The organism is Vibrio sp. GLN_1, from assembly GCF_043106015.1.
GTDB classification, from domain to species: Bacteria; Pseudomonadota; Gammaproteobacteria; order Enterobacterales; family Vibrionaceae; genus Vibrio; species Vibrio parahaemolyticus.
Genome location: NZ_JBICMD010000004.1, coordinates 89154 through 113351, shown reverse-complemented (window position 1 = coordinate 113351; position 24198 = coordinate 89154). Strand labels below are relative to the sequence as shown.

Below are 24198 nucleotides of genomic sequence, written 5' to 3'. Positions count from 1 at the left end.
TCATTTCTGATGCGGCTTTTTCTTTTCTAATCAATAGCCTTGTCGCTGGCAAGCAAATCTCATAGCGGCTGAATATTAATTAAGCTTTATGGAAGATCGAGCTTAGCGACAATACATTTCCAATACGTTTGAGAATCTCATCTTGTTCTTCTTCGCTACGAAACTCGCCGCTTGTGTTTCCCCAAATCGGCCCTGGCCATGCAACGTCGTCCTTAAAGCGTGCGATATGATGAATGTGTAGCTGCGGCACCATGTTACCGAGTGCGCCAAGATTCAACTTGTCAGGACGGAAAGTCGCTTCGAGCGCTTGGCTTACCGCTTGTGATTCAAGTAAAAACTGTTGCTGCTCTTTCATCGGTAAGTGGTGCAATTCTTTTAAGTTGGCACGTTTAGGAACTAAGATGACCCACGGCACTGCATTATCTTTATGTAGAAGTGCAACGCAAAGAGGGAAGTGGCCGATTACTGTGGTGTCTTTTGCCAATTGAGGGTGCAGTTCAAAACTCATTGTGGATATCCGATTCATTTCAATTTGAATTAGTATACGTCAGATAAAACAAAAGGTTGACGCTTTCACGTCAACCTTTGCAATCATTCAGCTTGTGCTACTTAAGTTATCAACTTAAAAGCGGCTTACATGCGTTCTAGCGTTTCGATACCTAGTAGCGATAAACCTTGCTTGATGGTTTTCGCTGTTAGGGCTGCCAGTTTTAGACGGCTTTGCTTAACGGCTTCATCTTCTGCTACTAGAATTGGGCATGCTTCGTAGAAGCTTGAGAATTGACCCGCTAGTTCAAATAGGTAGCTACACATGATGTGCGGTTGGCCTTCACGAGCAACAGATTGAACGGCTTCTTCAAATTGTAGAAGTTTAGCGATAAGCGCTTTTTCTTTTTCGTCAGTGATTTGGATATCACCTTGAAGTTCATCCATCGCTACACCAGCTTTAGCAAAGATAGAGGCAACGCGAGTGTATGCGTATTGCATGTACGGCGCTGTGTTACCTTCAAACGCTAGCATATTGTCCCAATCGAATACGTAGTCAGTAGTGCGGTGTTTAGATAGGTCAGAATATTTAACCGCTGCCATCGCAACTGTTTTAGAGATCTTCTCTTTCTCTTCAGCATCTAGCTCTGGGTTCTTAGATTCAATCAACTGTGCAGCACGAACTTCGGCTTCATCAAGAAGGTCCGCCAAACGAACTGTACCGCCCGCACGAGTCTTGAATGGTTTACCGTCTTTACCAAGCATCATGCCGAAAGCGTGGTGTTCAAGAGATACAGACTCAGGTACGTAGCCTGCTTTACGAACGATAGTCCAAGCTTGCATTAGGTGCTGGTGCTGGCGAGAGTCAATGAAGTAAAGTACGCGGTCTGCGCCTAGTTCTTCGTAACGGTATTTCGCACATGCTATATCCGTTGTGGTGTATAGGAAGCCACCGTCGCGTTTCTGAACGATAACGCCCATCGCTTCGCCGTCTTTGTTCTTGAATTCTTCAAGGAACACAACTTGCGCGCCGTCATCTTCAACCGCAAGACCTTGTGCTTTTAGGTCTGCTACGATCTTAGGTAGCATGTCGTTGTACATGCTTTCGCCCATTACGTCATCACGAGTTAGAGATACGTTTAGACGATCGTAGTTGCGTTGGTTTTGGATCATGGTTACGTCAACCAGTTTCTTCCACATTTCTGCGCAGAATTCATCACCGCTTTGCAGTTTCACTACGTAGTTACGTGCTTTCACCGCGAATTCTTCATCTTCGTCGTACAGCTTTTTAGATTCACGGTAGAAGCCTTCAAGGTCCGCCAGTTCCATAGAAACTTCGCCAGACTCTTGTTGTACACGCTCAAGGTTTGCGATAAGCATACCGAACTGAGTACCCCAGTCGCCGATGTGGTTCGCGCGGATCACTTTGTGACCTAGAAACTCAAGCGTACGTACTACCGCATCACCGATGATGGTTGAACGTAGGTGACCAACGTGCATTTCTTTTGCAACGTTTGGTGCTGAGTAGTCAGCGACGATAGTTTGAGCTTCTTCAGCCGCAACGCCAAGGCGTGAGTCAGCCAGTGCTGCGTCAGCTTGTTTCGCTAGGAACTCTTCGCTTAGGAAAATGTTGATGAAACCAGGGCCAGCGATTTCTGTTTTGCTCGCAATACCATCTAGGTCTAGAACATCCAGTACTTTCTGTGCAAATTCTCGAGGGTTAGTACCCAGTTTTTTAGCAACGCCCATTACGCCGTTTGCTTGGTAGTCACCAAATTGTGGCTTTGCTGATTGACGAACAGCAGCAGGGCTTCCTGCAGGTGCGCCAGCGGCTTCTAGAGCCTGAGATACTTTGTCATTAATAAGTGCTTGGATATTCACACGCGTTTCCTTCAATTCAAGGACGAAGAACTCGGCAAAATAGGCGCCGAGTTCTGTTGGAGTTCACAAAAATGGGGCTAATGATAACAACTTTATTGCTTTTCATACAGAGAGGATTTGGGGAAATTTTTACTTTTTCGATTGAATGGAAATGTCACTTTGTTTGCGTTTACTATTGCGCTCAGAGTAAAGAGATAAATCGCCCCAAAAGAGAGCTACAATGACTATTCAACTTGTTGAAAAACGCCTTACGCCTGAACTAATGCTCCAAGACTTAGATGTCTTCATGGGCAAGATTGAAGAGCTTGCAACCCTGTTAAAACTGGATCTGAGCTTTGCTCAAGCTGACCATATTGCATTGCGTATTAATGACCCTGAAACGGCAAAAGCTGCGCATGAGGCATGGAATCAATACGGCAAGGTGATTTCACAAGCGAAAATCAACGGTCGTCCAATTATCGTCATCGAATTCGACACAGCACTCGAAAGCCGCGGTTGGAAGATTGAGTGTCTGGAATTGCCATACCCAGCCGAAGGGAAAACCTATCCAACCGAAAGTTGGGAGCACGTGGAGTTTGTGATCCCATCTCATGCGGAAACCGCAGACGAGTTTTTGGCGGACTTGAAACACACTTACCCAGCGTTTGGCGCGCGTTTTGATGAGTTAGAAGAATTGGGTGTGAAGATCAAACTATCGAGCCCGAAAGGGGAAGGTGAACGCTTGAACAACCCAACCGTGGCGTTTAAGTACCAAGGCATTTGTATCAAGCTGCATCCGCATTCGCTCAAGCGTATAGTGGAGTCTGAGCAGGCTGAATAAGCAAGTTTTGAACGACTAGAAAGAAGAAAGGGTTGCAAATGAGGAACCCTTTCTTTCATTCAAATGCGATGAACTTAAAGAATCACCGTCTTATTCCCATAAACAAAAACGTGGTCGTTAATTACCTTATTCAGAGCTTTACTCAAAACATTCTTCTCGACATCGCGGCCTGCTTGAGCCATATCTTGTGCGCTGAATGTGTGATCGACTGGAATAACATCCTGCTTGATGATCGGGCCTTCATCTAGGTCGTTTGTCACGAAGTGGGCTGTTGCGCCAATAATTTTTACGCCACGGTCGTAAGCTTGCTGATAAGGCTTAGCACCGATGAAAGCAGGCAAGAAACTGTGGTGAATGTTGATGATCTTATGGCGGTATTTTTCAACAAACGTTGGCGTGAGAACGCGCATGTATTTCGCTAGCACCAAGTAATCTGCATCGTATTGATCGATCACCTCTAACATCTTTTGCTCGTGTTCTTCACGGCTTAGATCTTCGTGCGTCACATAGTGGTAAGGGATATCAAAACGTTCAGTGAGGCCTTGCAACTTATCGTAGTTACCCACCACGGCGGCGATTTCTACATCTAAACTGCCATCGTAATTTTTCATCAGAATATCACCTAAACAGTGTGCTTCTTTCGTTACGAGAATCACGATGCGTTTACGGCGAGAGCCAATGAGAGTGCGTTTTGCACCTTGCGGTAGAGCTTGGTCTAAATCGGCAAGAAACGTTTGGTCGTTGAAGTACCCCTCCAACTCCGTTCGCATGAAAAAGTGCCCACTGGTGTTATCAACAAATTCGTTATTATGAACGATGTTTAGCTGATGTTTGTAACAGATATTAGTAATTTTAGAGATCAAACCCGGTGCGTCAGAACAATGGGTCAACAGTGTTTTCTTTTCCATAAATCAGATACTTCCATGCATTATTTTTCTAGCGTACGAAATATGTGTTTTCCCCAAAAGGGTCAACCGTACTGCAATCTGACTTCATAAATAATCTATTCTTGCCATGGTTTCAACAAATTCTCTGTGTTGGGCCGTAAGCTGACCATCTTACATGCTGATGTCTCTCCCAAACGTCTGATATACTCACGACAATTTTTCTAACCAGATGTCAGGCATGATCGCAAAAACATTTTCCTCTGATGGCGCTTTAGGTAAAGCGATTCCGGGTTTTCAGGCTCGTCAGCCACAAATAGACATGGCTGAAGCCGTCAGTAGTGCGATCAAAGAACAAAGTCAGTTGGTGGTAGAGGCAGGAACTGGTACCGGTAAAACATTTGCCTATCTTGTTCCAGCGCTGTTGAGTGGCAAGAAAGTCATCATCAGTACTGGCTCGAAAAACTTGCAAGAGCAGTTGTACCATCGTGACCTACCGCTGATGGTCAATGCGCTCGGTTTTTATGGTCAAGTGGCGTTATTGAAAGGGCGTTCCAACTATTTATGTTTGGATCGCTTAAGTCGCCAGATGGTAGAAAGCCACACCAACGAATCCGACCCAACATTGTTGACTCAATTGGTGAAGGTGAGGTCTTGGTCCTCAGAGACAAAAACCGGTGACTTAGGTGATTGTGAAGATTTGCCTGAAGACAGCATGATCATCCCAACGATTACCTCGACAAACGATAACTGTTTGGGGAAAGAGTGTCCCAGTTATACCGATTGTTTTGTCTTGAAAGCTCGTAAACGTGCAATGGATTCTGACATCGTCGTGGTGAACCATCACTTGTTTCTCGCGGATTTAGCCATCAAAGAGACAGGTTTTGGTGAGTTGATCCCAGAAGCCGATGTCTTTATTTTCGACGAAGCTCATCAGCTACCAGACATTGCCAGTGAATATTTCGGACAATCGGTATCGAGTCGCCAAATTCATGACCTCGCCAAAGACATTGAAATCGCGTATCGCACCGAAGCAAAGGACATGCGTCAGCTGCAAAAAGTTGGGGATAAACTACTTCAAAGTGCGATGGATATGCGCATCGTTCTGGGTGAGCCGGGTTTTCGTGGCAACTGGCGAGAAGCGATGCAGTCTGAATCCATTAAGCGCGAATTGGTTCGTTTAACTGACAGCCTAGATCTGGCGATTGATGTGCTCAAATTGGCACTTGGTCGCAGCCAATTGTTGGATACGGCTTTTGAGCGTGCGAACTTGATCAAAGGTCGAATCGAGCGTGTGTGTGATGTTGACATCACCGGCTACTCTTACTGGTACGATACGTCACCGCGTCATTTTACTCTGCATATTACTCCGTTATCGGTGGCAGATAAGTTCCATGAACAAATTGAAATAAAGCAAGGTGCGTGGATCTTCACCTCGGCAACGCTTGCTGTTTCTGGTGACTTTAAGCACTTTACTGATCGTCTTGGCTTAAAACCTAAACAACAGTTTTCGCTGCCATCGCCATTTGATTATGAAAAGCAGGCTCGCCTTTGTGTGCCTCGTTATCTTCCTGAGCCAAACAGCCCAGGTTTAGCGGACAAATTGGTGAGAATGTTAGCGCCAGTCATTGAAGAAAATGACGGTCGTTGTTTCTTCTTATGTACTTCTCACAGCATGATGCGTGAGTTGGGAGAGAAGTTCCGTGAGGTGTTGGATCTTCCGGTTCTTATGCAAGGTGAAATGAGCAAGCAAAAGACTCTTGCAGAGTTTATGGAACTGGGTAACGCTTTGCTTGTGGCGACGGGGGCGTTTTGGGAAGGGATCGATGTTAGAGGTGACGCACTGAGCTGTGTTATCATCGACAAATTGCCGTTTACTGCCCCGGATGATCCGCTGCTAAAAGCCCGAATTGAAGATTGTCGATTGCGTGGTGGTGAGCCGTTTGCTGAAGTGCAAATCCCCGATGCGGTGATCACTTTGAAGCAGGGCGTAGGGCGTTTGATTCGAGATCAGAAAGATCATGGTGCATTGATCATTTGTGACAATCGCCTTGTCACACGTGACTATGGCGGCACGTTCCTTGGAAGCTTGCCACCGATCCCAAGAACACGAGATTTAGAACGTATCAAAGCGTTTCTTAAAGCAGAATAATTAATCGCAGCCTGTGCTGTGATGTAACCAAATAAAATAGAGTTTTAGAGAGTTAAATGAGCGCAAAAATTCTTGCTATCGATACCGCAACTGAAAACTGTTCAGTTGCACTACTGGTTAATGACCAAGTGATTTCACGCAGCGAAGTGGCACCTCGTGACCACACGAAAAAAGTGCTGCCAATGGTTGACGAAGTGCTGAAAGAAGCGGGTCTAACTCTACAAGACTTGGATGCACTAGCGTTTGGCCGTGGCCCTGGTAGCTTTACTGGTGTTCGTATCGGCATTGGCATCGCTCAAGGCCTAGCATTTGGTGCAGAACTGCCGATGATTGGTGTTTCAACATTGGCTGCGATGGCACAAGCAAGCTACCGCCTGCATGGTGCAACTGATGTCGCTGTAGCGATTGATGCGCGCATGAGCGAAGTTTACTGGGCACGTTATTCTCGCCAAGAAAACGGCGAATGGATGGGTGTTGATGAAGAATGTGTGATTCCACCAGCTCGTTTGGCGGAAGAAGCACAAGTTGACTCTAAAACGTGGACAACAGCTGGTACAGGTTGGTCTGCGTATCAGGAAGAACTGACAGGCCTGCCGTTTAACACTGCAGACAGTGAGGTATTGTACCCTGACTCACAAGACATTGTGATTTTAGCTAAGCAAGAACTAGAAAAAGGCAATACGGTTCCTGTTGAAGAATCTAGCCCAGTTTACCTGCGTGATAACGTGACTTGGAAGAAGCTTCCAGGCCGCGAATAATTAGGAAAAAAATAAAGACGGGGCGGTAGCCCTGTCTTTTTATGGAGCGTTATGGCGTCGATTAATGGTTTACCTCCTTCACTGATACCCGGTACCAACCGTACCAATAAAGTGGGTAAAAAAGGGCAGGTAAAGAAAGCTCAAAATAAGCAGTCCGTTGGTCAACCTTCAAAGGTGGCAAACGCAGTCGCGCATTCCATAAAACAAGTTGATGAGTCCCAAATTCATCGTGCTCAAGTACAATATGATTTGCCGGAAGGTAATGCTCGCAAAGCCATGGAGCAGTACATGGACGTCATGAATCGAGCAAAAAAAGAGGAACTGGCTCAGCTACTGGGTGTCGATATCTATGTATGAATTTCCTCGAATTGGTATTAATAGATTAAATGGTGGTTTATGAAGGTTTTTGGACGGTTGTTTTTGGTTTTGGTTGCCGCTTTTGGCTTGTCTGCATGCAGCTCTCTTCCTGAAGAGTTGAACGCTAGTACAGAGCAAGTCGTTACCGACTATAAGGCCTTTGCTGAGTCTCGAGGAGAGGTCACGAATGATGTTCGCCTTGGCGGTATCATTGCGAAAGTGGACAACTTCAAAGACAAAACACGCCTAGAGATCGTCAATCTACCTATCAATAAATCGGGCAAACCTGATATTGACCAAGAGCCTACGGGTCGTTTCGCCGTGTATTTTGATGGCTACTTAGAACCCGTTGCATTTAGCCAAGGTCGTTTGGTGACCATCGTGGGCAAAGGGGCTGGTGAAGAAAAAGGCAAAATCGGAGAGCATGAGTACGTGTTCCCATTAGTAAAAGGGCAGGGGTATCGCCTGTGGAAGATTGAAGAACGAGTGAGAATGTATGACTCTCCTACGTATTTCTATCCATGTTATTCCATCAACTGCCGCATGCTGCGTAATGATTTTCCACAAGATGGTAAAGTAATCAAACAGGTGAAATAAACCAGATGCATGAGCGCCGATTTACTCTCCCAACGGGAGAAATGGCTGCCCTTGAAATAGGTAATGAAAAAACGGCTGACTTGTCAGTCGTTTTTCTTCATGGGTGGCTAGATAATGCCGGAAGCTTCAAAGCGTTGATGGAGCAAATTCATCAATTGAACCCGAAGCTGCATTTGTTAGCTGTCGACCATTTTGGCCACGGCTTATCCAGTCACAAATCCCGCGACAATTATTACCCTTTTCATGATTACATTGCCGATATGTATCAGTTATTGGACGAATTATCGCCAAACAGACTCATGTTAGTGGGGCATTCTCTTGGTGCTTTAATCGCAAGTTGCTATAGTGCAGCGTTTCCTGAACAGGTCGAAGCATTAGTGCAGATTGAAGGTACGGGCCCTTTAACGGAATCTCCTTCAAATAGTTTACAGCGTCTTCGCAATGGTGTGTTAAGTCGAATCCGACAGCAAAACAAACCAGAACGTGCGTTGGCATCTTTCGATCTGGCGTTAAAATTGCGCATGCAAGCCAACCAATTGAGTGCTGATCAGCTTTTGCCCATTGTGGAGCGAGGGACTGAGTATCGCGACAACAAATGGTACTGGCGACATGATGCCAAGTTAAAGTGTGATTCACTTTACCGCATGGCTCGCGAGCATGCGAATTCGATCACCAGTCAAATACGTTGTCCTCATCTGATCGTATTAGGCGATCAAGGATTTCAGCATTTACCATCTAACCAAGTTGATTGGGGAGAGAATCCACCGCAAGTGGTTTCTGTCGCAGGTGGTCATCACTGCCATTTAGAGCAAATACTCGAAGTCGCAAAGCGAATTCTTGGTGTAGTTAACAAAATTTAAACAAGTGTTTGAGAGTTGCGTGCTCAAGCACGTTCGCTGTGCTGTAATAGCCCTCAAAATAAAAAGGACGCTATTTTTTAGCCAGTTATAAACGAGGAGTAACATCGTGGATAAACCATGGCTTTCACGTTATCCAAGTGACGTACCTGAAACCATCAATCCAGAGCAATATGAGTCTTTGGTAGAAATGTTCGAACAGTCTGTACAAAAGTATGCAGACCAGCCAGCATTCATGAACATGGGCTCGGTAATGACCTTCCGCAAGTTGGAAGAGCGTAGCCGCGCATTTGCCGCTTACCTGCAAAACGAACTGAAATTGCAAAAGGGTGACCGTGTTGCTCTGATGATGCCAAACCTACTGCAATACCCAGTAGCGTTGTTTGGTATTTTGCGTGCAGGTTGTATCGCTGTAAACGTAAACCCTCTCTACACTCCTCGTGAACTTGAACACCAATTGAACGACTCTGGTGCCACGACGATTGTGATTGTGTCTAACTTTGCCAATACACTAGAGCAAATCGTAGATAACACACCTGTGAAACACGTGGTGCTAACTAGCCTTGGCCAAATGCTGCCACGTGCGAAAGGTACTATTGTCGATTTCGTGGTGAAATACGTAAAAGGTATGGTTCCTAAGTACGATCTACCGGGCGCAATTTCAATGCGTAAAGCGCTGCGCAAAGGTCGTCGTCTGCAATACGTGAAGCCGTTTATGTCTGGTGATGATATTGCATTTCTGCAATACACTGGTGGTACTACGGGTGTCGCAAAAGGTGCAATCCTAACGCATCGCAACATGATTGCGAACGTGCTTCAGGCGAAAGGGGCTTACGGTCCTGTACTTTCTCCAGGTCGTGAATTAGTGGTAACCGCATTGCCGCTTTACCACGTGTTTGCACTGACAGTGAACTGTTTGCTGTTTATCGAAATGGGTGGTCGTAACTTACTGATTACCAACCCGCGTGATATTCCTGGCTTTGTAAAAGAGCTGCAAAAGTACCAATTCACAGCGATCACAGGTGTGAATACCTTATTCAATGCGCTAGTGAACAATGAAGATTTCCATGAGTTGGACTTCAGTAATCTTCGCTTGGCTGTTGGTGGTGGTATGGCAGTTCAACGTGCTGTTGCTGAGAAATGGCTGAAGACCACAGGCTGCTACCTGCTTGAAGGCTATGGACTTACTGAGTGTTCACCGTTAGTTGCGGCTTACCCGCATGACCTGGTTGAGTACAACGGTTCTATCGGTCTGCCAGTTCCTTCGACAGAAGTTCGTATGGTTGATGAAGAAGGCAATGTACTGCCAAATACTGGTACAGGTGAGCTACAAGTTCGCGGCCCTCAAGTAATGCAAGGTTACTGGCAACGTCCGGAAGCAACTAAAGACACCATTAACGAAGACGGTTGGCTATCAACGGGTGACATCGTTAAGTTTGATGACGAAGGCTTCCTGCACATTGTTGACCGTAAGAAAGACATGATCTTAGTATCAGGCTTCAACGTTTACCCGAATGAAATCGAAGACGTTGTCGCTCTGCACGGCAAAGTTCTTGAAGTGGCTGCTATTGGTCAACCGCATGAAGTGTCTGGTGAGTTGGTGAAGATCTACGTTGTAAAACGTGACCCGAGCTTAACCAAAGAAGAAGTGATTGCACACTGTCGTCAGCATCTAACGGGCTACAAGGTTCCAAAACTGGTTGAGTTCCGTGAAGACTTACCGAAGACCAACGTAGGTAAGATCTTACGTCGTGTACTTCGTGAAGAGAACGACGCAGAACTGGCAAAGAAAAGCGCGTAAGCCGATTTCGTTGAGTCGCCAGAATTAAAAAATGATAGAATGCCAGCGTTTTGCTGGCATTTTTTATAGCGAGAAGCATGTGAATTATCAGATTATTACTAAAAACAAAGACCTAGAACAAGTTTGTACTCAAGCAAGAGACGCAGATGTCGTAATGCTGGATACCGAGTTCGTACGTATCAGGACTTTTTATCCGCAACTAGGTTTGATTCAGCTTTTCGACGGCAAGCACTTGTCCCTTATCGATCCGACAGAATTAACGGACATGACATCTTTCATCGAACTATTGAAAGATGCATCGGTACTTAAAGTGCTTCACGCCTGTGGCGAAGATTTAGAAGTATTCCAAAATGCATTTGGTTGTACGCCATTTCCAATGGTCGATACACAGTTAATGGCGGCGTTTCTTGGCCACGGGCTGTCAACAGGTTTCGCAACGCTGGTGGAAGAATACTTAGGTGTTGCGTTGGACAAGAGTGAATCTCGCACCGACTGGATGGCTCGTCCTCTCACGCAAAAGCAACTTGATTATGCAGCGGCAGACGTTCACTACTTGTTGCCACTTTACGAAAAATTGCTCGATAAAGTCACTGAAGCTGGTTGGTGGGAAGCGGTGCAGCAAGAGAGCGACTTGTTGGTTTCCAAACGTATTCGCGAAACCAACGAAGAAAATGCGTACCTTGATATTAAAGGAGCGTGGCAACTTAAACCGTCAGAGTTAGCTGTGTTAAAGCCGCTAGCGACTTGGCGTTATCGTGAAGCAATCAAGCGCGACTTAGCACTAAACTTCATCTTCAAAGAGGGTGATTTGCTAACGGTTGCTCGTTTAGGTTTAACAAGCTTTAAAAAGATGGAAGCGGAAGGGATGGATAGCCGCGCGGTCAATCGTCACGGTACTAAAATTGCGGCCATCGTGAAAAAGGCTAAGCAAACGCCACCAGAAGAATACCCAGCTAAAATTGATCGCCTGATGGATTACCCTGGCTATAAGCAGGTTTTCAAAAACATGAAAGATGTCGTGAAAAGTGCTGCGCAAAAATCAGGGTTAGCGACCGAGTTTTTAGCATCGAAAAAGCAGATTAACCAGCTCATCAGTTGGGTGTGGAAGAAGGATCGTGACCCTGCGCGCTTGCCTGATGTTATGCAAGGTTGGCGTCTAGAGTTATTGGGCGAAAAAATGAATAAGGCGTTGAAATAAGCGCAAACTAAAAAGGTTGACCAAATGGTCAACCTTTTTTTGACACGTACATTGTTGTGCGCTGCATATTGCGTTGAGAATAAAGCCTTACTTTTCGTCGTCAGGCAGTTTCACGTTGAGCTCAAGTACAGAAATGTCGTCATCCTTGTGCTCAAAGGTTAAATCAACCATGTTCGGGTCAATGTCTACGTATTTACTGATCACCTTCAGAATGTCTTCTTTAAGCTGAGGTAAGTACGAAGGCGCAGGGTCATTTTGGCTGCGGCGTTCAGCCACGATGATTTGTAAGCGCTCTTTCGCCAGACTTGCAGACGTTTTTTTCTGCGGGCGGAAAAATTCTAATAATGACATGTCTAGCCTCCGAACAGTCGTTTAAAGAGTCCTTTCTTCTCCTCAGTAAGGAAACGAAATTCAACTTGATTGCCTAGTAAGCGATCAACAGTGTCAGAGTACGCCATGCCCGCATCGGTGTTTTCGTCGAATGTGACCGGCACACCTTTGTTTGATGCGTTAAGTACCGCTTGGCTTTCAGGAATCACGCCCAATAGTGGGATGTGTAGGATTTCTTCTACGTCTTCCACACTCAACATTTCACCTTGGTTTACACGCGTAGGGTTGTAACGTGTAAGTAGAAGGTGTTGCTTCACTGGCTCTAGCCCTTGTTCAGCGCGTAGAGACTTAGAATCTAGGATGCCTAGAATGCGGTCTGAATCGCGTACTGAAGATACTTCAGGGTTAGTCGTTACAATCGCTTCATCTGCGTAGTACAACGCCATGAGCGCGCCTTGCTCGATACCTGCTGGTGAGTCACAGATGATGAAATCAAAGCCCATTTCATCTAGCTCAGTGAAAACTCGTTGCACGCCGTCTTTCGTTAGCGCATCTTTGTCACGAGTTTGGGATGCTGGAAGAATGAAAAGATTGTCTGTGCGCTTATCTTTGATTAGCGCTTGGTTTAATGTCGCTTCGCCGTTAATGACATTCACAAAGTCATAAACTACACGGCGCTCACAACCCATGATTAGGTCGAGGTTACGCAAGCCGATATCGAAATCGATCACCGCGGTCTTATTCCCTTTCAGAGCAAGACCAGAGGCGATGGCTGCGCTTGAAGTGGTTTTACCAACGCCACCTTTACCAGACGTTACTACAATAATGCGTGCCATTTTTTTTCCTTTTTAGACTAAATCGCGAGTACTTCTAAATGTAATGATTCTTCGGCTTTACTGATCATCACTTTCTTTTGCCAGTACTCACTCTCAATTTGATCGCTTAACCAGTAATCGCCCGCAATGGAGACCAGTTCAGCTTGTAAATCGTGGCAAATAATACGCGCTTCCTGCTGACCACTTGCGCCTGCAATAGCACGGCCGCGCAAGGTGCCATGAATATGAATAGAGCCATCAGCAATCACTTCTGCGCCAGCGCTTACGTGCGCCAGTACGACTAAATCACCGTCTTTTGCGTAAATTTGCTGACCAGAACGAACTGGCGTACGCACAACTTTAGTCGGCGCCATTTTCGCTGGAGCTTGGCTAGGTGATTTACTTGCAGACATGATGGCGAAGCCAGCTTCTGAGGCAAGGTTTTGTGCACGTTTGTCTTTACTGCCCGTTATACCGACTGGAATAAACCCAGCATCTGCGATGCCTTGTTTAAGCGCAGGGAAATCAATGTCGCCTTGTACTTTTGCTATATTGATTACCAAAGGCGCGGATGCGAAGAAAGAAGGTGCTTGAGAAACTTTTTCTTGCAAAAATTCGACAGTATTTGCGATCTCATTGTCAGAAAGGTGTAAAACTGACAAAGTAAAACTGCTACCTTTAAGGTCTGGTGAATGGGTCATCGTGGACTTCTTGCCTCTGTTGAAAGAGCGTTGCCTTAAACTAGGCCTGTCATGTTATATTTCATCCTTTGACGCAGCAAGTTCTCTAGCAGGCAAATAGGCGAATTAATCTCAAATTTGCAATTAAGTTTGCGAGAATTTTACGTTTTCAACTCAATCCGCATTCAAAGCGGGTAAATCAGCATAAAAGGCGTGTCATGCTTTGTTCTATTTATAAAAGCTCGAAAAAAGAAGGTACTTATCTCTATATCCCGAAAAAGGATGATTTTTCACAGGTTCCTGACACCTTAATGCAGATGTTCGGTAAGCCTATTCCTGTCATGACGATTAAACTTGATGGTCGTAAATTGGCACAAGTAGATATCGAAAAAGTGAAGGCTTCATTACAAAATGATGGCTTCTTTCTGCAGGTTCCTCCACCGCCGGAAAACCTATTAGAAAAGTACAAAGAACAAAAAGCTCAGCAAAAGAACGAACAGTAACTCGGTTTCTTTCTGAGACTTCTGCCTTGCTCAAGGAGGGCAATATGAAAAAAATACTGGCTACAATGCTTAGCGTTGGCGTATGTACCTCAGCCTTTGCAAGTAGCGAGGGTTTTGAAGAATACTTAGATAAATTGCGTGCAGAAGCGCGTAACCAAGGTATCTCAGAGCAGGTAATCAGTGCCGCTTTCGCAAATGTTGAATACAAACCGAGAGCAGTAACAGCAGACCGCAACCAACCAGAGAAAAAACTGACGTTAGATGAATACATTCCTCGTGCAGTCCCTGAGTGGAAAGTAAAGCAAGCCAAAGCACTATACAAAGAGCACTATGCGGAGCTTAAGCGCATAGGTGATCAATACGGCGTGCAACCTCGCTTTATTGTTGCGCTCTGGGGTGTAGAAAGTAACTTTGGCAAGTTTACGGGTAACTTCCGCGTAATTGATGCGTTGTCGACGATGGCATTTGAAGGTCGTCGTGAAGAATTTTTCCGCAAAGAGACCATGGCGGCGCTGCAAATCCTTGATCAAGGCCATATCGAGCTAGATAATTTTAAAGGTTCTTGGGCTGGTGCGATGGGACAGTGTCAATTTATGCCAAGCTCTTTCCTACGTTTTGCCGCCGATGGTAACGGAGACGGAAAAAAAGACATCTGGCAATCAGAAGCGGATGTGTTTGCGTCTACCGCTAACTACTTGAGTGAGTCTGGCTGGGACGATAAGTTTACTTGGGGACGCCAAGTGAAGGTGCCGAAAGGGATTGATCGTAGCCTAGAAGGACGCGGGGCAGAAAAAGGCAAATATCTTCAGGAGTGGAGTAAACTTGGCATCACGAAGTACGATGGCAGTCCGTTACCTAAACTGAATGAAGATATCCAAGCATGGCTTATCATGCCTGACGATGAAAATGGTCGTACTTATCTGGTTTACAATAACTATAACGTACTGATGAAGTGGAACCGCTCTTACTACTTCGCGCTTGCCGTCAGCCATCTTGCTGATCGCATTTCATTCTAGTTCGTTAGTAAATACTGTTTTATAAGGGCTCTTCGGAGCCCTTTGTTTTTCCCACATTCTTATCGAGGTACTCGTGTTATCTGAACGTGCTGCGCAAATGGTGATCTTTTCTGCATTGATCAAACATAAAAACTTTACTGCGGCGGCGAAAAGCCTTGGAGTGTCAGTATCTCACGTCAGCAAACAGCTTAGTCAGTTAGAGGAATCTCTTGGCATCAAGCTTGTTCAACGCACCACGCGTAGTTTTACGCCTACCGAAGCGGGAAAAACGTTTTATCATCATTGTGAACAAGTGGTGCAGGCGGTGAGTAGTGCGACGTTAGAAATGGAAAGCCAAAGGGATGAAGTGGCTGGGTTGGTTCGCCTCGGGTTATCTCAATCATTTGGAACGCTGCACATCATTCCTGCGATTCAAGAGCTGCGTGAGTTGTATCCACAGCTTCAAGTGGAAGTGCATTTGTTTGACTACAAGGTCGATATGCTGGCGGAAGGGCTCGATCTGTGGGTAACAAACAATGAGCACCTACCAGAGGGCTACATTGCGCAGCGTTTGACGGACTGCCAGTTTGTGGTGGCAGCATCGCCGGATTATTTGCTTAAGTATGATACTCCGACTGAGCCGAACGACTTGTCTTTGCACAACTGCTTGATCTATCGCAGTTGGGAGCGTGATTACACAGGATGGGCATTTACCAAGGGACAACAAGAGCTCAACGTAAAAGTCTCCGGAAACTACTCTGTCGATTTAGCAGAAGCTGTCCGCGACGCCGCGATTGCTGGATGGGGGATTGCGTATCTCGCAACGTACTTGCTTGGCGATGAGTTCAGAACGGGTAAGTTGATTCAACTATTGCCAGACTGGAAAGCGAGCCAGTCGATGCCATTTTATGCGGTGTACCCGAGTCGTCAGCACATGCCGAAAAAAATATCAGCCGTTATCAACTTTATTAAACAGAAAATTGGCACCCCGTGTCACTGGGATCAGCGCCTCGCACCTTACATCTCTATTCCCAAGTAGATTCGTTAATAACGTTCAAGAGGTGTTTCTGGTCGATTTTTTCTAAGCAAAACATTTTTCGACTATTTAGTGGATGTATAAGGTGATTTGTCTCACAAAATTTTTCCAAACCTAGAAACATCTTTTCCATATGGAAATAATAAAAACAAGCAAACGTTTATCTATAATAAATTCAATTAGTTATTTGTGTGGTCAATTATTGTTCGCTTGAACTTTTCACACTGTTAACATCCTCAACTTGCGCCATTTTGAGTCCGCTATACAATCCGGTGCCTTCCATATCCCCCTTCTGTCGGATTCATTTTATGAACTCAATTATTGGTATCGTAGCCATACTATTCGTAGCATGGCTACTTTCTACAAATAGAAAAAATATAAAGCTGAGAACAGTGGCGTTTGCGTTTGCTTTACAGGTGCTGTTTGCATTGTTGGTTTTATATGTACCAGCAGGACGAGATGCGCTGAATTCAGTAAGCAGCGTCGTGTCGAATTTGATCAACTACGGTCAAGAAGGCATCGCGTTTTTATTCGGTAATTTGGCGACAGGGGGCTTCACCTTTGCGATCAATGTACTGGGTATCATCGTTTTCTTCTCCTCTCTTATCTCCGGTCTTTATCACATTGGTGTGATGCCAAAAGTTATCAACTTCATTGGTGGTGGTATTCAAAAGCTTCTTGGCATTGGTCGTGCTGAGTCTTTGTCTGCAACGGCGAACATTTTTGTCGGCACTATCGAAGCGCCACTTATGGTGAAACCCTACCTAAAGCACATGACTGATTCGCAGTTCTTTGCGGTAATGACAGGTGGTTTGGCATCAGTAGCTGGTGGTACGTTGGTAGGTTATGCCTCGTTGGGTGTTGATCTTAACTACCTTATCGCTGCTGCCTTTATGTCTGCGCCCGCAGGCTTGTTGATGGCAAAAATTCTCATGCCAGAAGATGTGAACAAAGCACCAGATATCGACATTAGTCAAGTGGAAATTCCACGCGCAACTAACGTGGTTGAAGCGTTAGCCGATGGCGCAATGGCGGGTGTTCGTATCGCTGTGTCTGTAGGTGGTACGTTGTTAGCGTTCATCAGCGTAATCGCGTTGTTGAACGGGATGCTAGGTTGGGTTGGAGACCTTATTGGTACGCCACTAAGCTTTGAGCTTATCTTAGGCTACGTATTTGCACCTGTCGCATGGTTGTTAGGTGTGCCATGGGAAGAGGCGACTACGGCGGGCTCGCTTATTGGTAACAAGATTGTGGTGAACGAGTTTGTTGCTTTCATCCAACTAGCAGAAGTGAAATCTCAGCTAAGTGCTCATTCTCAAGCTATTGTGACTTTCGCACTGTGTGGTTTTGCAAACATCTCTAGTATGGCAATGCTGATCGGCGGATTGGGTTCTTTGGTTCCAGAGAAGCGTGCATTTGTTTCTAAGCATGGTTTCCGCGCGATTATTGCCGGCGTTATGGCGAACTTGATGAGTGCTTCTATTGCGGGTGTGATTTTAAGTCTGTAATTGAAATAGATATCTAAAATTAGCAAAAGGCTCCTTGCGGAGCCTTTTTCGTATCTCAAGATTGATGTTATTGTTCAGTATGGAACTGCTCGCAAGCCAACATCGTGTTCTCAATCAAGCTTGCTACGGTCATTGGGCCAACACCACCAGGAACCGGAGTAATGAAGCTCGCGCTTTCGCGTGCTTTGTCGTATTCCACATCGCCCACTAGCTTGCCTGAATCAAGACGGTTAATGCCTACATCGACAACCACTGCGCCTTTCTTAATCCACTCGCCAGGGATGAAGTTTGGCTTACCTACCGCGACCACAACAACGTCAGCTTGACGTACGTGTCTTTCTAGATCTTTGGTAAAACGGTGGCATGTCGTTGTTGTACAACCAGCAAGCAGCAGCTCAAGCGTCATTGGACGACCAACAATGTTTGATGCGCCAACCACAACCGCATGTTTACCACGAAGCTCGATGTTGTAACGGTCGAGTAGGGTAATGATGCCTTTAGGCGTACAAGAACGAAGCTTAGGAATACGCTGCGCAAGACGACCAACGTTGTAAGGGTGGAAACCATCAACGTCTTTTTCTGGATGAATACGCTCTAGAACGTGTGTGGTATCAATACCAGCAGGAAGTGGTAACTGAACTAAAATGCCGTCAATTTCGTTGTCGTTGTTCAACTCATCGATAAGAGCAAGCAGCTCCTCTTCAGATGTTGAAGCCGGAAGGTCAAACGACTTGGATACAAAGCCAACTTCTTCACATGCGCGGCGTTTGCTGCCCACGTAAACTTGAGATGCTGGGTCTTCACCAACCAGAACAACTGCTAGGCCAGGAGCGCGTAAACCTGCTGCGACGCGAGCTTTAACACGTGCTGCAACTTCAGATCGAACAGTTTGGGAAATGAGAGTTCCGTCTATATTTTGAGCAGTCATGACTTTCCTTATAAATTAAGAAGGCAAATTATCTGCGGCGCATTGTCGCAGAAATTCTAATTAACATCCATACGCAAACGTTTGCCTTGTGGTGTTTTTGAACATTAAGCGTTTTAATGGACTTTTTTTAGGCATTCAGATCAGAATGTTATGAAAACCCGTTGATTTACCCGTTTGAACTCGTATAATCCTGTCCCTGTAGCGCGCCCTTAGCTCAGCTGGATAGAGCACGTCCCTTCTAAGGATGTGGTCATTGGTTCGAATCCAATAGGGCGTGCCATATTCTATAAGGCCTGACAGCTTATTAAGTTGTCAGGCCTTTGTCGTTTTGGGCGTTTATAGTCGGCTAAGTAGTCGGTTAAGCTTGTAGCTTAATGTAATCATCTGTAATAAATGCATAAGTTCGCTTGCTTCTCGCTGCTAGGTATTTGAAACTCAACATGCAAATCAGCCCCTTTTCAAACATACACTTCATAAAGAAGCCTAATAGGACTTGTGTTTGGGTATAGAGTCTTGGGTTCCCTCGATCTGGTTACTACTGAAGAAGCAATGTCTCGAATTGACACATTGACACAATGAGAAACACTGTTTGCAAGAAAATGTCGACATTGTCGGATAAATGTACAATTATTAACTTACTTGTATCATGCTAGCCTTTTGATTTTGATGCACTGGAGAAATTATGGCCAAGACTAAACAAGATGTTCTTAAAGAACGTTATGAAGAGTTTCAAGCGCGTAAAAGGACAACTAAAGGTATTAAGTATGAGCTGGTTGATGGTGATGTTCTTCGTCTAGATACAGCTTCTGTCAAGCGCAATCAAGTTGTTAAGGCACAGATCGCTGCATCCAAAAATGTACCTTTAGAGGCTTGAGTTAAATGCCATACCATTAGGTGTGGCATTTCTAATTAGAGAGTAGGGATGATTAAGCCAACTGTATTGTTTTTATTGATACTCGGAATATCAGGATATTTCTTTCTTAATGGCCTATCTAAGTACCATTTCAAATTAAAACGAACTATTGGTTATCATACTTTTTTCGAGTCAACAGCCTTTGGTTTGCTCTTATTTGTATTCGCTTCTGTTATCCATATTATCATCCAGTATTGCGGTCGTATTATGGGAGTTGAGCATGATTTAGGCTATTGGGCCTTATCAAAGGCTTTGCTTATTACCCCTAAGAGTGCAGACGTAGCGCTGTTCAATATTAGTTTGATCACCTTAATCCTTGGTTTCTCTTTACCGAAGGTACATATCCTCCTCGCAAGTTTCGGATGTTACAATAGTTTTAAAAATAAACTAATCGCTTTCAAGTGGGCAAGTTCATTAAATCACCGCTTATCAGAACTCAAGAGCAAAATTAAGATTCAAAAAGATGATGAGCTGAGAAAAGAGTTCCTGTCCGATGTAGAAAGCCCAGAGTTTTCAAGGCTAATAGATAAAGCTAGTGAATTATCACTTCCTATACTTTTTACCATGTCCGATAGTAAAGTTTACATCGGCTATCCGTATGAGATAACGGGAGGAGCAACAATTAACGATTTATTGGTCATTCCTTTAGTAAGCGGCTATAGGAGCAAAGATAAAAATAAACTTGAAGTAGTGACTCGATACATAGATGTTGTACAAGAGTTAAGAGTAAAGGAGAACATTGAATTTAAAAATATGCTTCTTCACGAGGGGAAGTATACTGAAGCTGAGATAGACGAACTCTTTCAACAATATCCAAGCCTCAGCTTAGATTCATCAGAAGTAGATGACTTGGATGAATTTGTCCCATACTTGGTCTCGCTACCGTACCGCGAAATAGTACATGCACACATTCACAACTTAGACCAGTATGAGCTATTCAGGTCAAAGGAAGATTGAGTGGCCTGCTATAAAGCCAATTACTTACCGTCTGTTTCCTTCATGTAATGAACGGATAGTTTGCATCAGGTGGGATATTTTTACATCGACGCGGACACTACTAGTGGAAGTTTAAAATCTGCCGACGAAAGAAACTCCCAGTTTATCAATTTTTTCTAGAGGGTGATAAAGTTGCGCATAATAGTTTTTCTCAGGATCTATTGTTAAATAACTATCATTGTCCACGATTTTAACTTTGTTGATACCTGGGGTACTTAGAGCTGATATATAGCCTATAGGGTAGTCTGGCTCAATACTATAAGCATACCCAGCGTTATCAGTGCAAGATAGGCTTACTATATCAAAAGTGGCTATCATTTTATCTTTCTCGATATTCGATGCTCTGACACCTAGGCGGCAATCTCCCCCATCAAAAACGTGTTCACTTGATGTCGAAGATATTGGAGAAACGGTTGTCACGATCGCAAATGTATAGTCGTGCTCAGTTTTAGCAATGTGCGACTGGGGACTGTTCAGCCATGGCAATGAAAGAAACTTAATCACAGCGGCGGAACTACTTGGAATACTGTAGTTAGATGCTTCCAACTTGGCTAATTTTAAGCGCTTTTCCACAGCACCGTCACCTTGTACCGTTACGAGGGTCGGCTGCTCATACCCAATAATCTGTTTTATATCTTGCACAAACCGCATCCCCGTATCTTTTGCTTCATAAACATAAGAGGTGGCAGTTAATAGCGCAGCGATAGAGATTACTATTTTGTTTTTGCTAATGATTTCCTTGAGTCTGGTAAAGCCCATTGGTCTCTCCATCAGATATTACTAACTTTTTCTATAACCATGCCACTTTGCTCTGCAAAGTGAATCAATCGAGTGATATTGCTTAGGCTCCACTGGTTGGTGATGGCTATCACTTCATCGTTAGGTAACGTAATCAACATGTCTTCATCGCTGTGGAAGCGGCGAATTCTACCTTGAGGGATATCATCCGCTAGGATGGCTATACGTCGTCTTACTGGCTCGTTAAATGCGTTGAGTACCTCATTTAAACTTTGTGGCTGATGCTTCTCGATCCAGTCCGTGACTAACGCTAGTGCGAGGTGACGCTTTTTATAGGTATGACCGTTATAGCGGTACTCCGAGTAATCTTTTTCGCCTTTTTGAACGCTTGTGCGCTGTTCAGCACGCTTCTCGCGGAACTTCACCTGGTACTCTTCTACCTCGGGTACAGGGATGATCTGTTCGGCATTGATCAGTACATCTTCTTTGTAGCGATAGGGCGTGAGGCGCACACAACTGATATCGATGCCTTTATCACGCAGCCATAAGACAGAAGTTGTGAGTTCTTTACCGAAGTCTGCTGAGGCTAAAACGATTCGAACATCGTTACCAAAGTCATCTAAGCTGTTTTCATCAAGATCGACAAACTCTAGAATGGCTTCGCGGGCATCAATTTCTTGACCTTCTTTCTTCAAGTATTGGGCATAGTAGTCACACGCTTTGTCGAACGTCATGGTAGAGATCATTGCGGCATAGCGTAGCGCTTGCAGCTCCATATGCGCACCGACTTCATCACGTTTAAGCTCGATAACGACTAAGTTGGCATTCTTGTCGATGGCTAACAGGTCGATACGGCGACGGCTGTCTTCCCAGTCTGAAAACTCTTCTGATATCACCAGACAATCTGGTGCGATGGCATCAATACAGCCTTTCAGCGCTTCTTGTAAATCGTGCCGCTCTTGCAGCCCTTCGGCTGCAAAGGTGGTCGGTGTCAGTGCAGTGAGGTTTTTATCAGCGATGTTATATAAACTCAAAAGAATCCCTTATCCACTCTCTATGCTGCATTCGTAGAAGCCTCTTCGTCATTGATCAAGCGAGAAACCAAATTAAACATTGGTCTGAATATTTCGAACTCCTCTTGGGATAATGATGGCACATAGTCTTTAGCAAAATGAACTTTGTCACCAGAGAACACGATTCGTTCTCCCCCACAAGAGGTAGGTTCTTTTTGAAAGTAAGTCCCCAACAGTTCTTCTTTATAGAACAAGATCTCTATGGCTATATGTGAATCTGACCCTCTTCCCCATGGAGTATTGTCAGCTTTTAAAGCCTGTTTCTTGATAGCAGCAATGTCGGGAACGGGTAAGAGCATCACATATTGGTTAACAGGTGAGTTGCTTCTTTTTAGCTGCCTAGCTAAACCTTTGAAGGCGTTTGTTTCGATGTCTAGTCCCTTATTCCTGCTTGATAGACCATTCCAATCATCGAATGCCTCATCAAAGTCGAATAAGGCAAAAAACTTACGTTCAGGATGATTTTGTCTTAGTTCATCTCTAGACATTAAGTTTCTTAGGAAATTACGGTCAAATGCGTTGTGGATACAGAATGGGCGAGGCTCTTCATTAAATAGCTTTTTCCATGCTATATCCAATATGTATTCGTCAGAGATACCTTCAGTAAAGAGCACGGGTTGATCAGAGTTTCTTAGATAAGTAGAAATGCTCATTACTGTCTCATTTTCGGCAAGGGTTATTTTATTGCCTGATAGAGACTTGATGGCGTCACTCTTATGTATACTGACAATCTGAGAGTCTCCATTTTCAGAGCGTTGGATGCTGTTAAGAGTTTGCGTAGCTGTGGTCATCAAAGTCGCAGCACTATGGGTAGCCATTAGTACTTGATTGGTAGCTTCTGCTGAATTGGAAATACTGTCTATTTGTGTAAGAAAGTTAAATTGCCAATCTGGATGTAAAAAAGAATCTGGCTCATCTAGAAGTGTTAAACAGTTTCTTGATTTGAAGAGTTCGGTTAGAGAGTAAATGTATACTGATTGAAATTGTCCATCACTGAAGAAGTCCAGCCCTACCTTAGTTGAATCCAAAAGTGTTAACTCCGCATGAATATCATAAAGCATTTCTAAGGTTTTAAGATTGTCAAAGAGGCCAAACAAACTTGCAGGATCTAATTCTTTGAATTCTTGTCTAAACAATTCGATATCAATGTTAAGTTCATAGCATTGCTCTGCATTATTGTAGATGTCTCTGTGCTGAAACTCACCGCGAATGCAATTCAAGAGGCGATCAACAAACTCTCTTGGTAGTGCTTTAAGGCCCCAAAAATGCGTTCGTTGATCAAACTCTTCAATTGAGACGTCTCTTGCATATGTCTTTCTTGGCCTTTTTAATTTTATTTTGATAGATGCTTGTTCGTTTTTTAAACCAAGTTTTTCGTAAACAAGCTGCCTTGCTTGGTTATCTTCGGGTAGGAAGGTGATGATAGAAAGTAACAGTTGTTTGTACTCCGAGCCCATACCAATGAAAACGCGGCTGTCATCTATTTCTGCTTGATCAATGTTTCTACGATGATTCTTTTCATATTTGTCTAACAAAGCAGAGATGTTGAAATTTTGACCAGAGTAATAGATGAGGACATTGTCTGGAAAGAAAGTACTATTCACCTCATCTAAGTTGCTGGAAAGGACAGCGCCATCGTAGCTCCAAACTACCTCTGCTGAGTTAATAGAGTATGTGATCTGATACGAAAAACCTGGAGCAAATGGTTCACGTGAGTTCTTAATCTTACTTTCATAAACATGCCTAAATATCTCAAGTAATGCTTCGAAAAAGTTAGATTTTCCAGAGCCATTTTTCCCCACAAATAATTCCAGAAAACTAGGATTTTCAAAGTCCAAGTTTAGGTTCTTAATGTTTTTATATTCACTGATAAAAATAGATTTTAAACGCAT

The 24198-nt window shown here is 44.4% G+C and carries 24 protein-coding genes and 1 tRNA gene; 15 read left to right on the top strand and 10 right to left on the bottom strand.

All coding sequences use genetic code 11. The annotated features are described in order from the left end of the window. Positions 1–79: 79 nt before the first annotated feature. Together ACF8OV_RS00900 and argS are read right to left on the bottom strand one after the other, a co-directional pair. Positions 80–508, bottom strand: a complete 429-nt coding sequence (locus ACF8OV_RS00900) for an HIT domain-containing protein (RefSeq protein WP_005455485.1) — start codon at positions 506–508, stop codon at positions 80–82. A gap of 125 nt (positions 509–633) precedes the next feature. After that, positions 634–2367: an arginine--tRNA ligase gene (gene argS / locus ACF8OV_RS00895; protein WP_005455463.1), complete on the bottom strand. Its 1734-nt coding sequence runs from the start codon at positions 2365–2367 to the stop codon at positions 634–636. A 220-nt stretch (positions 2368–2587) separates the two neighbouring features. Here argS and ACF8OV_RS00890 point away from each other — a divergent pair, with 220 nt between their 5' ends. Then, entirely contained in the window at positions 2588–3187 is a 600-nt protein-coding gene (locus ACF8OV_RS00890; RefSeq protein ID WP_023624131.1) for a VOC family protein, read from the top strand. Between the two features lie 74 nt (positions 3188–3261). Here ACF8OV_RS00890 and purU read toward each other — a convergent pair whose 3' ends face one another. Beyond that, a complete protein-coding gene (purU, locus tag ACF8OV_RS00885) occupies positions 3262–4095 on the bottom strand; it encodes a formyltetrahydrofolate deformylase (RefSeq protein WP_005478783.1) in 834 nt (277 codons plus the stop codon). A gap of 217 nt (positions 4096–4312) precedes the next feature. Here purU and ACF8OV_RS00880 point away from each other — a divergent pair, with 217 nt between their 5' ends. From ACF8OV_RS00880 to rnd, 7 genes are all read left to right on the top strand, one after another. Continuing rightward, positions 4313–6223, top strand: a complete 1911-nt coding sequence (locus tag ACF8OV_RS00880; protein WP_011105733.1) for an ATP-dependent DNA helicase — start codon at positions 4313–4315, stop codon at positions 6221–6223. A 56-nt stretch (positions 6224–6279) separates the two neighbouring features. Next, positions 6280–6981, top strand: coding sequence for a tRNA (adenosine(37)-N6)-threonylcarbamoyltransferase complex dimerization subunit type 1 TsaB (gene tsaB, locus ACF8OV_RS00875; protein ID WP_203503949.1), 702 nt, complete (start codon positions 6280–6282; stop codon positions 6979–6981). A 51-nt stretch (positions 6982–7032) separates the two neighbouring features. Beyond that, the gene (locus ACF8OV_RS00870; protein WP_005478797.1) at positions 7033–7338 is read left to right on the top strand and encodes a hypothetical protein; all 306 of its coding nucleotides are present in this window, start codon (positions 7033–7035) and stop codon (positions 7336–7338) included. 39 nt (positions 7339–7377) lie between these two features. Then, the gene (locus ACF8OV_RS00865; protein ID WP_203503952.1) at positions 7378–7935 is read left to right on the top strand and encodes a Slp family lipoprotein; all 558 of its coding nucleotides are present in this window, start codon (positions 7378–7380) and stop codon (positions 7933–7935) included. A gap of 5 nt (positions 7936–7940) precedes the next feature. Further along, entirely contained in the window at positions 7941–8795 is an 855-nt protein-coding gene (locus tag ACF8OV_RS00860; RefSeq protein ID WP_005478778.1) for an alpha/beta fold hydrolase, read from the top strand. Positions 8796–8901: 106 nt separating this feature from the next. Then, a complete protein-coding gene (gene fadD, locus ACF8OV_RS00855; protein ID WP_005455511.1) occupies positions 8902–10593 on the top strand; it encodes a long-chain-fatty-acid--CoA ligase FadD in 1692 nt (563 codons plus the stop codon). Positions 10594–10672: 79 nt separating this feature from the next. Then, positions 10673–11791 carry a ribonuclease D gene (gene rnd / locus ACF8OV_RS00850; RefSeq protein ID WP_140099819.1) on the top strand — a complete coding sequence of 373 codons (1119 nt, stop codon included), beginning with the start codon at positions 10673–10675 and terminating at the stop codon, positions 11789–11791. 87 nt (positions 11792–11878) lie between these two features. On the opposite strand, the gene minE is transcribed toward rnd, so the two are convergent. The 3 genes from minE to minC are packed head-to-tail and all read right to left on the bottom strand — an operon-like array spanning position 11879 to position 13637. Further along, positions 11879–12142: a cell division topological specificity factor MinE gene (gene minE, locus ACF8OV_RS00845; RefSeq protein WP_005458079.1), complete on the bottom strand. Its 264-nt coding sequence runs from the start codon at positions 12140–12142 to the stop codon at positions 11879–11881. 2 nt (positions 12143–12144) lie between these two features. Further along, entirely contained in the window at positions 12145–12957 is an 813-nt protein-coding gene (gene minD / locus ACF8OV_RS00840; protein WP_005458081.1) for a septum site-determining protein MinD, read from the bottom strand. A gap of 17 nt (positions 12958–12974) precedes the next feature. After that, positions 12975–13637 carry a septum site-determining protein MinC gene (minC, locus tag ACF8OV_RS00835; RefSeq protein WP_086584007.1) on the bottom strand — a complete coding sequence of 221 codons (663 nt, stop codon included), beginning with the start codon at positions 13635–13637 and terminating at the stop codon, positions 12975–12977. Positions 13638–13834: 197 nt separating this feature from the next. Here minC and ACF8OV_RS00830 point away from each other — a divergent pair, with 197 nt between their 5' ends. The 4 genes from ACF8OV_RS00830 (at position 13835) to ACF8OV_RS00815 (ending at position 17658) form a co-directional block, all read left to right on the top strand. Next, complete coding sequence (locus ACF8OV_RS00830; RefSeq protein ID WP_005460544.1) at positions 13835–14119, top strand: YcgL domain-containing protein; 285 nt, start codon at positions 13835–13837, stop codon at positions 14117–14119. Between the two features lie 44 nt (positions 14120–14163). After that, positions 14164–15135 carry a lytic transglycosylase domain-containing protein gene (locus tag ACF8OV_RS00825; RefSeq protein WP_005479026.1) on the top strand — a complete coding sequence of 324 codons (972 nt, stop codon included), beginning with the start codon at positions 14164–14166 and terminating at the stop codon, positions 15133–15135. A 73-nt stretch (positions 15136–15208) separates the two neighbouring features. Continuing rightward, on the top strand, positions 15209–16153 hold the full coding sequence (locus tag ACF8OV_RS00820) for a LysR family transcriptional regulator (RefSeq protein WP_025558127.1): 945 nt from the start codon (positions 15209–15211) through the stop codon (positions 16151–16153). A 305-nt stretch (positions 16154–16458) separates the two neighbouring features. After that, complete coding sequence (locus ACF8OV_RS00815) at positions 16459–17658, top strand: NupC/NupG family nucleoside CNT transporter (protein WP_025612903.1); 1200 nt, start codon at positions 16459–16461, stop codon at positions 17656–17658. A 67-nt stretch (positions 17659–17725) separates the two neighbouring features. Here the strand turns inward: ACF8OV_RS00815 and folD are convergent, their stop codons facing one another. Beyond that, entirely contained in the window at positions 17726–18586 is an 861-nt protein-coding gene (folD, locus tag ACF8OV_RS00810; RefSeq protein WP_203503957.1) for a bifunctional methylenetetrahydrofolate dehydrogenase/methenyltetrahydrofolate cyclohydrolase FolD, read from the bottom strand. A gap of 203 nt (positions 18587–18789) precedes the next feature. On the opposite strand from folD, the gene ACF8OV_RS00805 reads away from it, so the two are divergent. The 3 genes from ACF8OV_RS00805 to ACF8OV_RS00795 all read left to right on the top strand — a co-directional run bounded on the left by ACF8OV_RS00805 (position 18790) and on the right by ACF8OV_RS00795 (position 20456). Then, a tRNA-Arg gene (locus tag ACF8OV_RS00805) sits at positions 18790–18866 on the top strand. Positions 18867–19268: 402 nt separating this feature from the next. Beyond that, a complete protein-coding gene (locus tag ACF8OV_RS00800; protein ID WP_114322587.1) occupies positions 19269–19460 on the top strand; it encodes a hypothetical protein in 192 nt (63 codons plus the stop codon). Positions 19461–19508: 48 nt separating this feature from the next. Further along, entirely contained in the window at positions 19509–20456 is a 948-nt protein-coding gene (locus ACF8OV_RS00795; protein WP_098416155.1) for a hypothetical protein, read from the top strand. 111 nt (positions 20457–20567) lie between these two features. On the opposite strand, the gene ACF8OV_RS00790 is transcribed toward ACF8OV_RS00795, so the two are convergent. From ACF8OV_RS00790 to ACF8OV_RS00780, 3 genes are read right to left on the bottom strand one after another with little or no spacing between them, the layout of a single operon-like run. Next, positions 20568–21254 carry a hypothetical protein gene (locus tag ACF8OV_RS00790; RefSeq protein ID WP_114322586.1) on the bottom strand — a complete coding sequence of 229 codons (687 nt, stop codon included), beginning with the start codon at positions 21252–21254 and terminating at the stop codon, positions 20568–20570. 11 nt (positions 21255–21265) lie between these two features. Continuing rightward, positions 21266–22267: a hypothetical protein gene (locus ACF8OV_RS00785; protein WP_114322585.1), complete on the bottom strand. Its 1002-nt coding sequence runs from the start codon at positions 22265–22267 to the stop codon at positions 21266–21268. A gap of 20 nt (positions 22268–22287) precedes the next feature. Continuing rightward, on the bottom strand, positions 22288–24198 hold the full coding sequence (locus ACF8OV_RS00780) for an AAA family ATPase (protein WP_114322584.1): 1911 nt from the start codon (positions 24196–24198) through the stop codon (positions 22288–22290).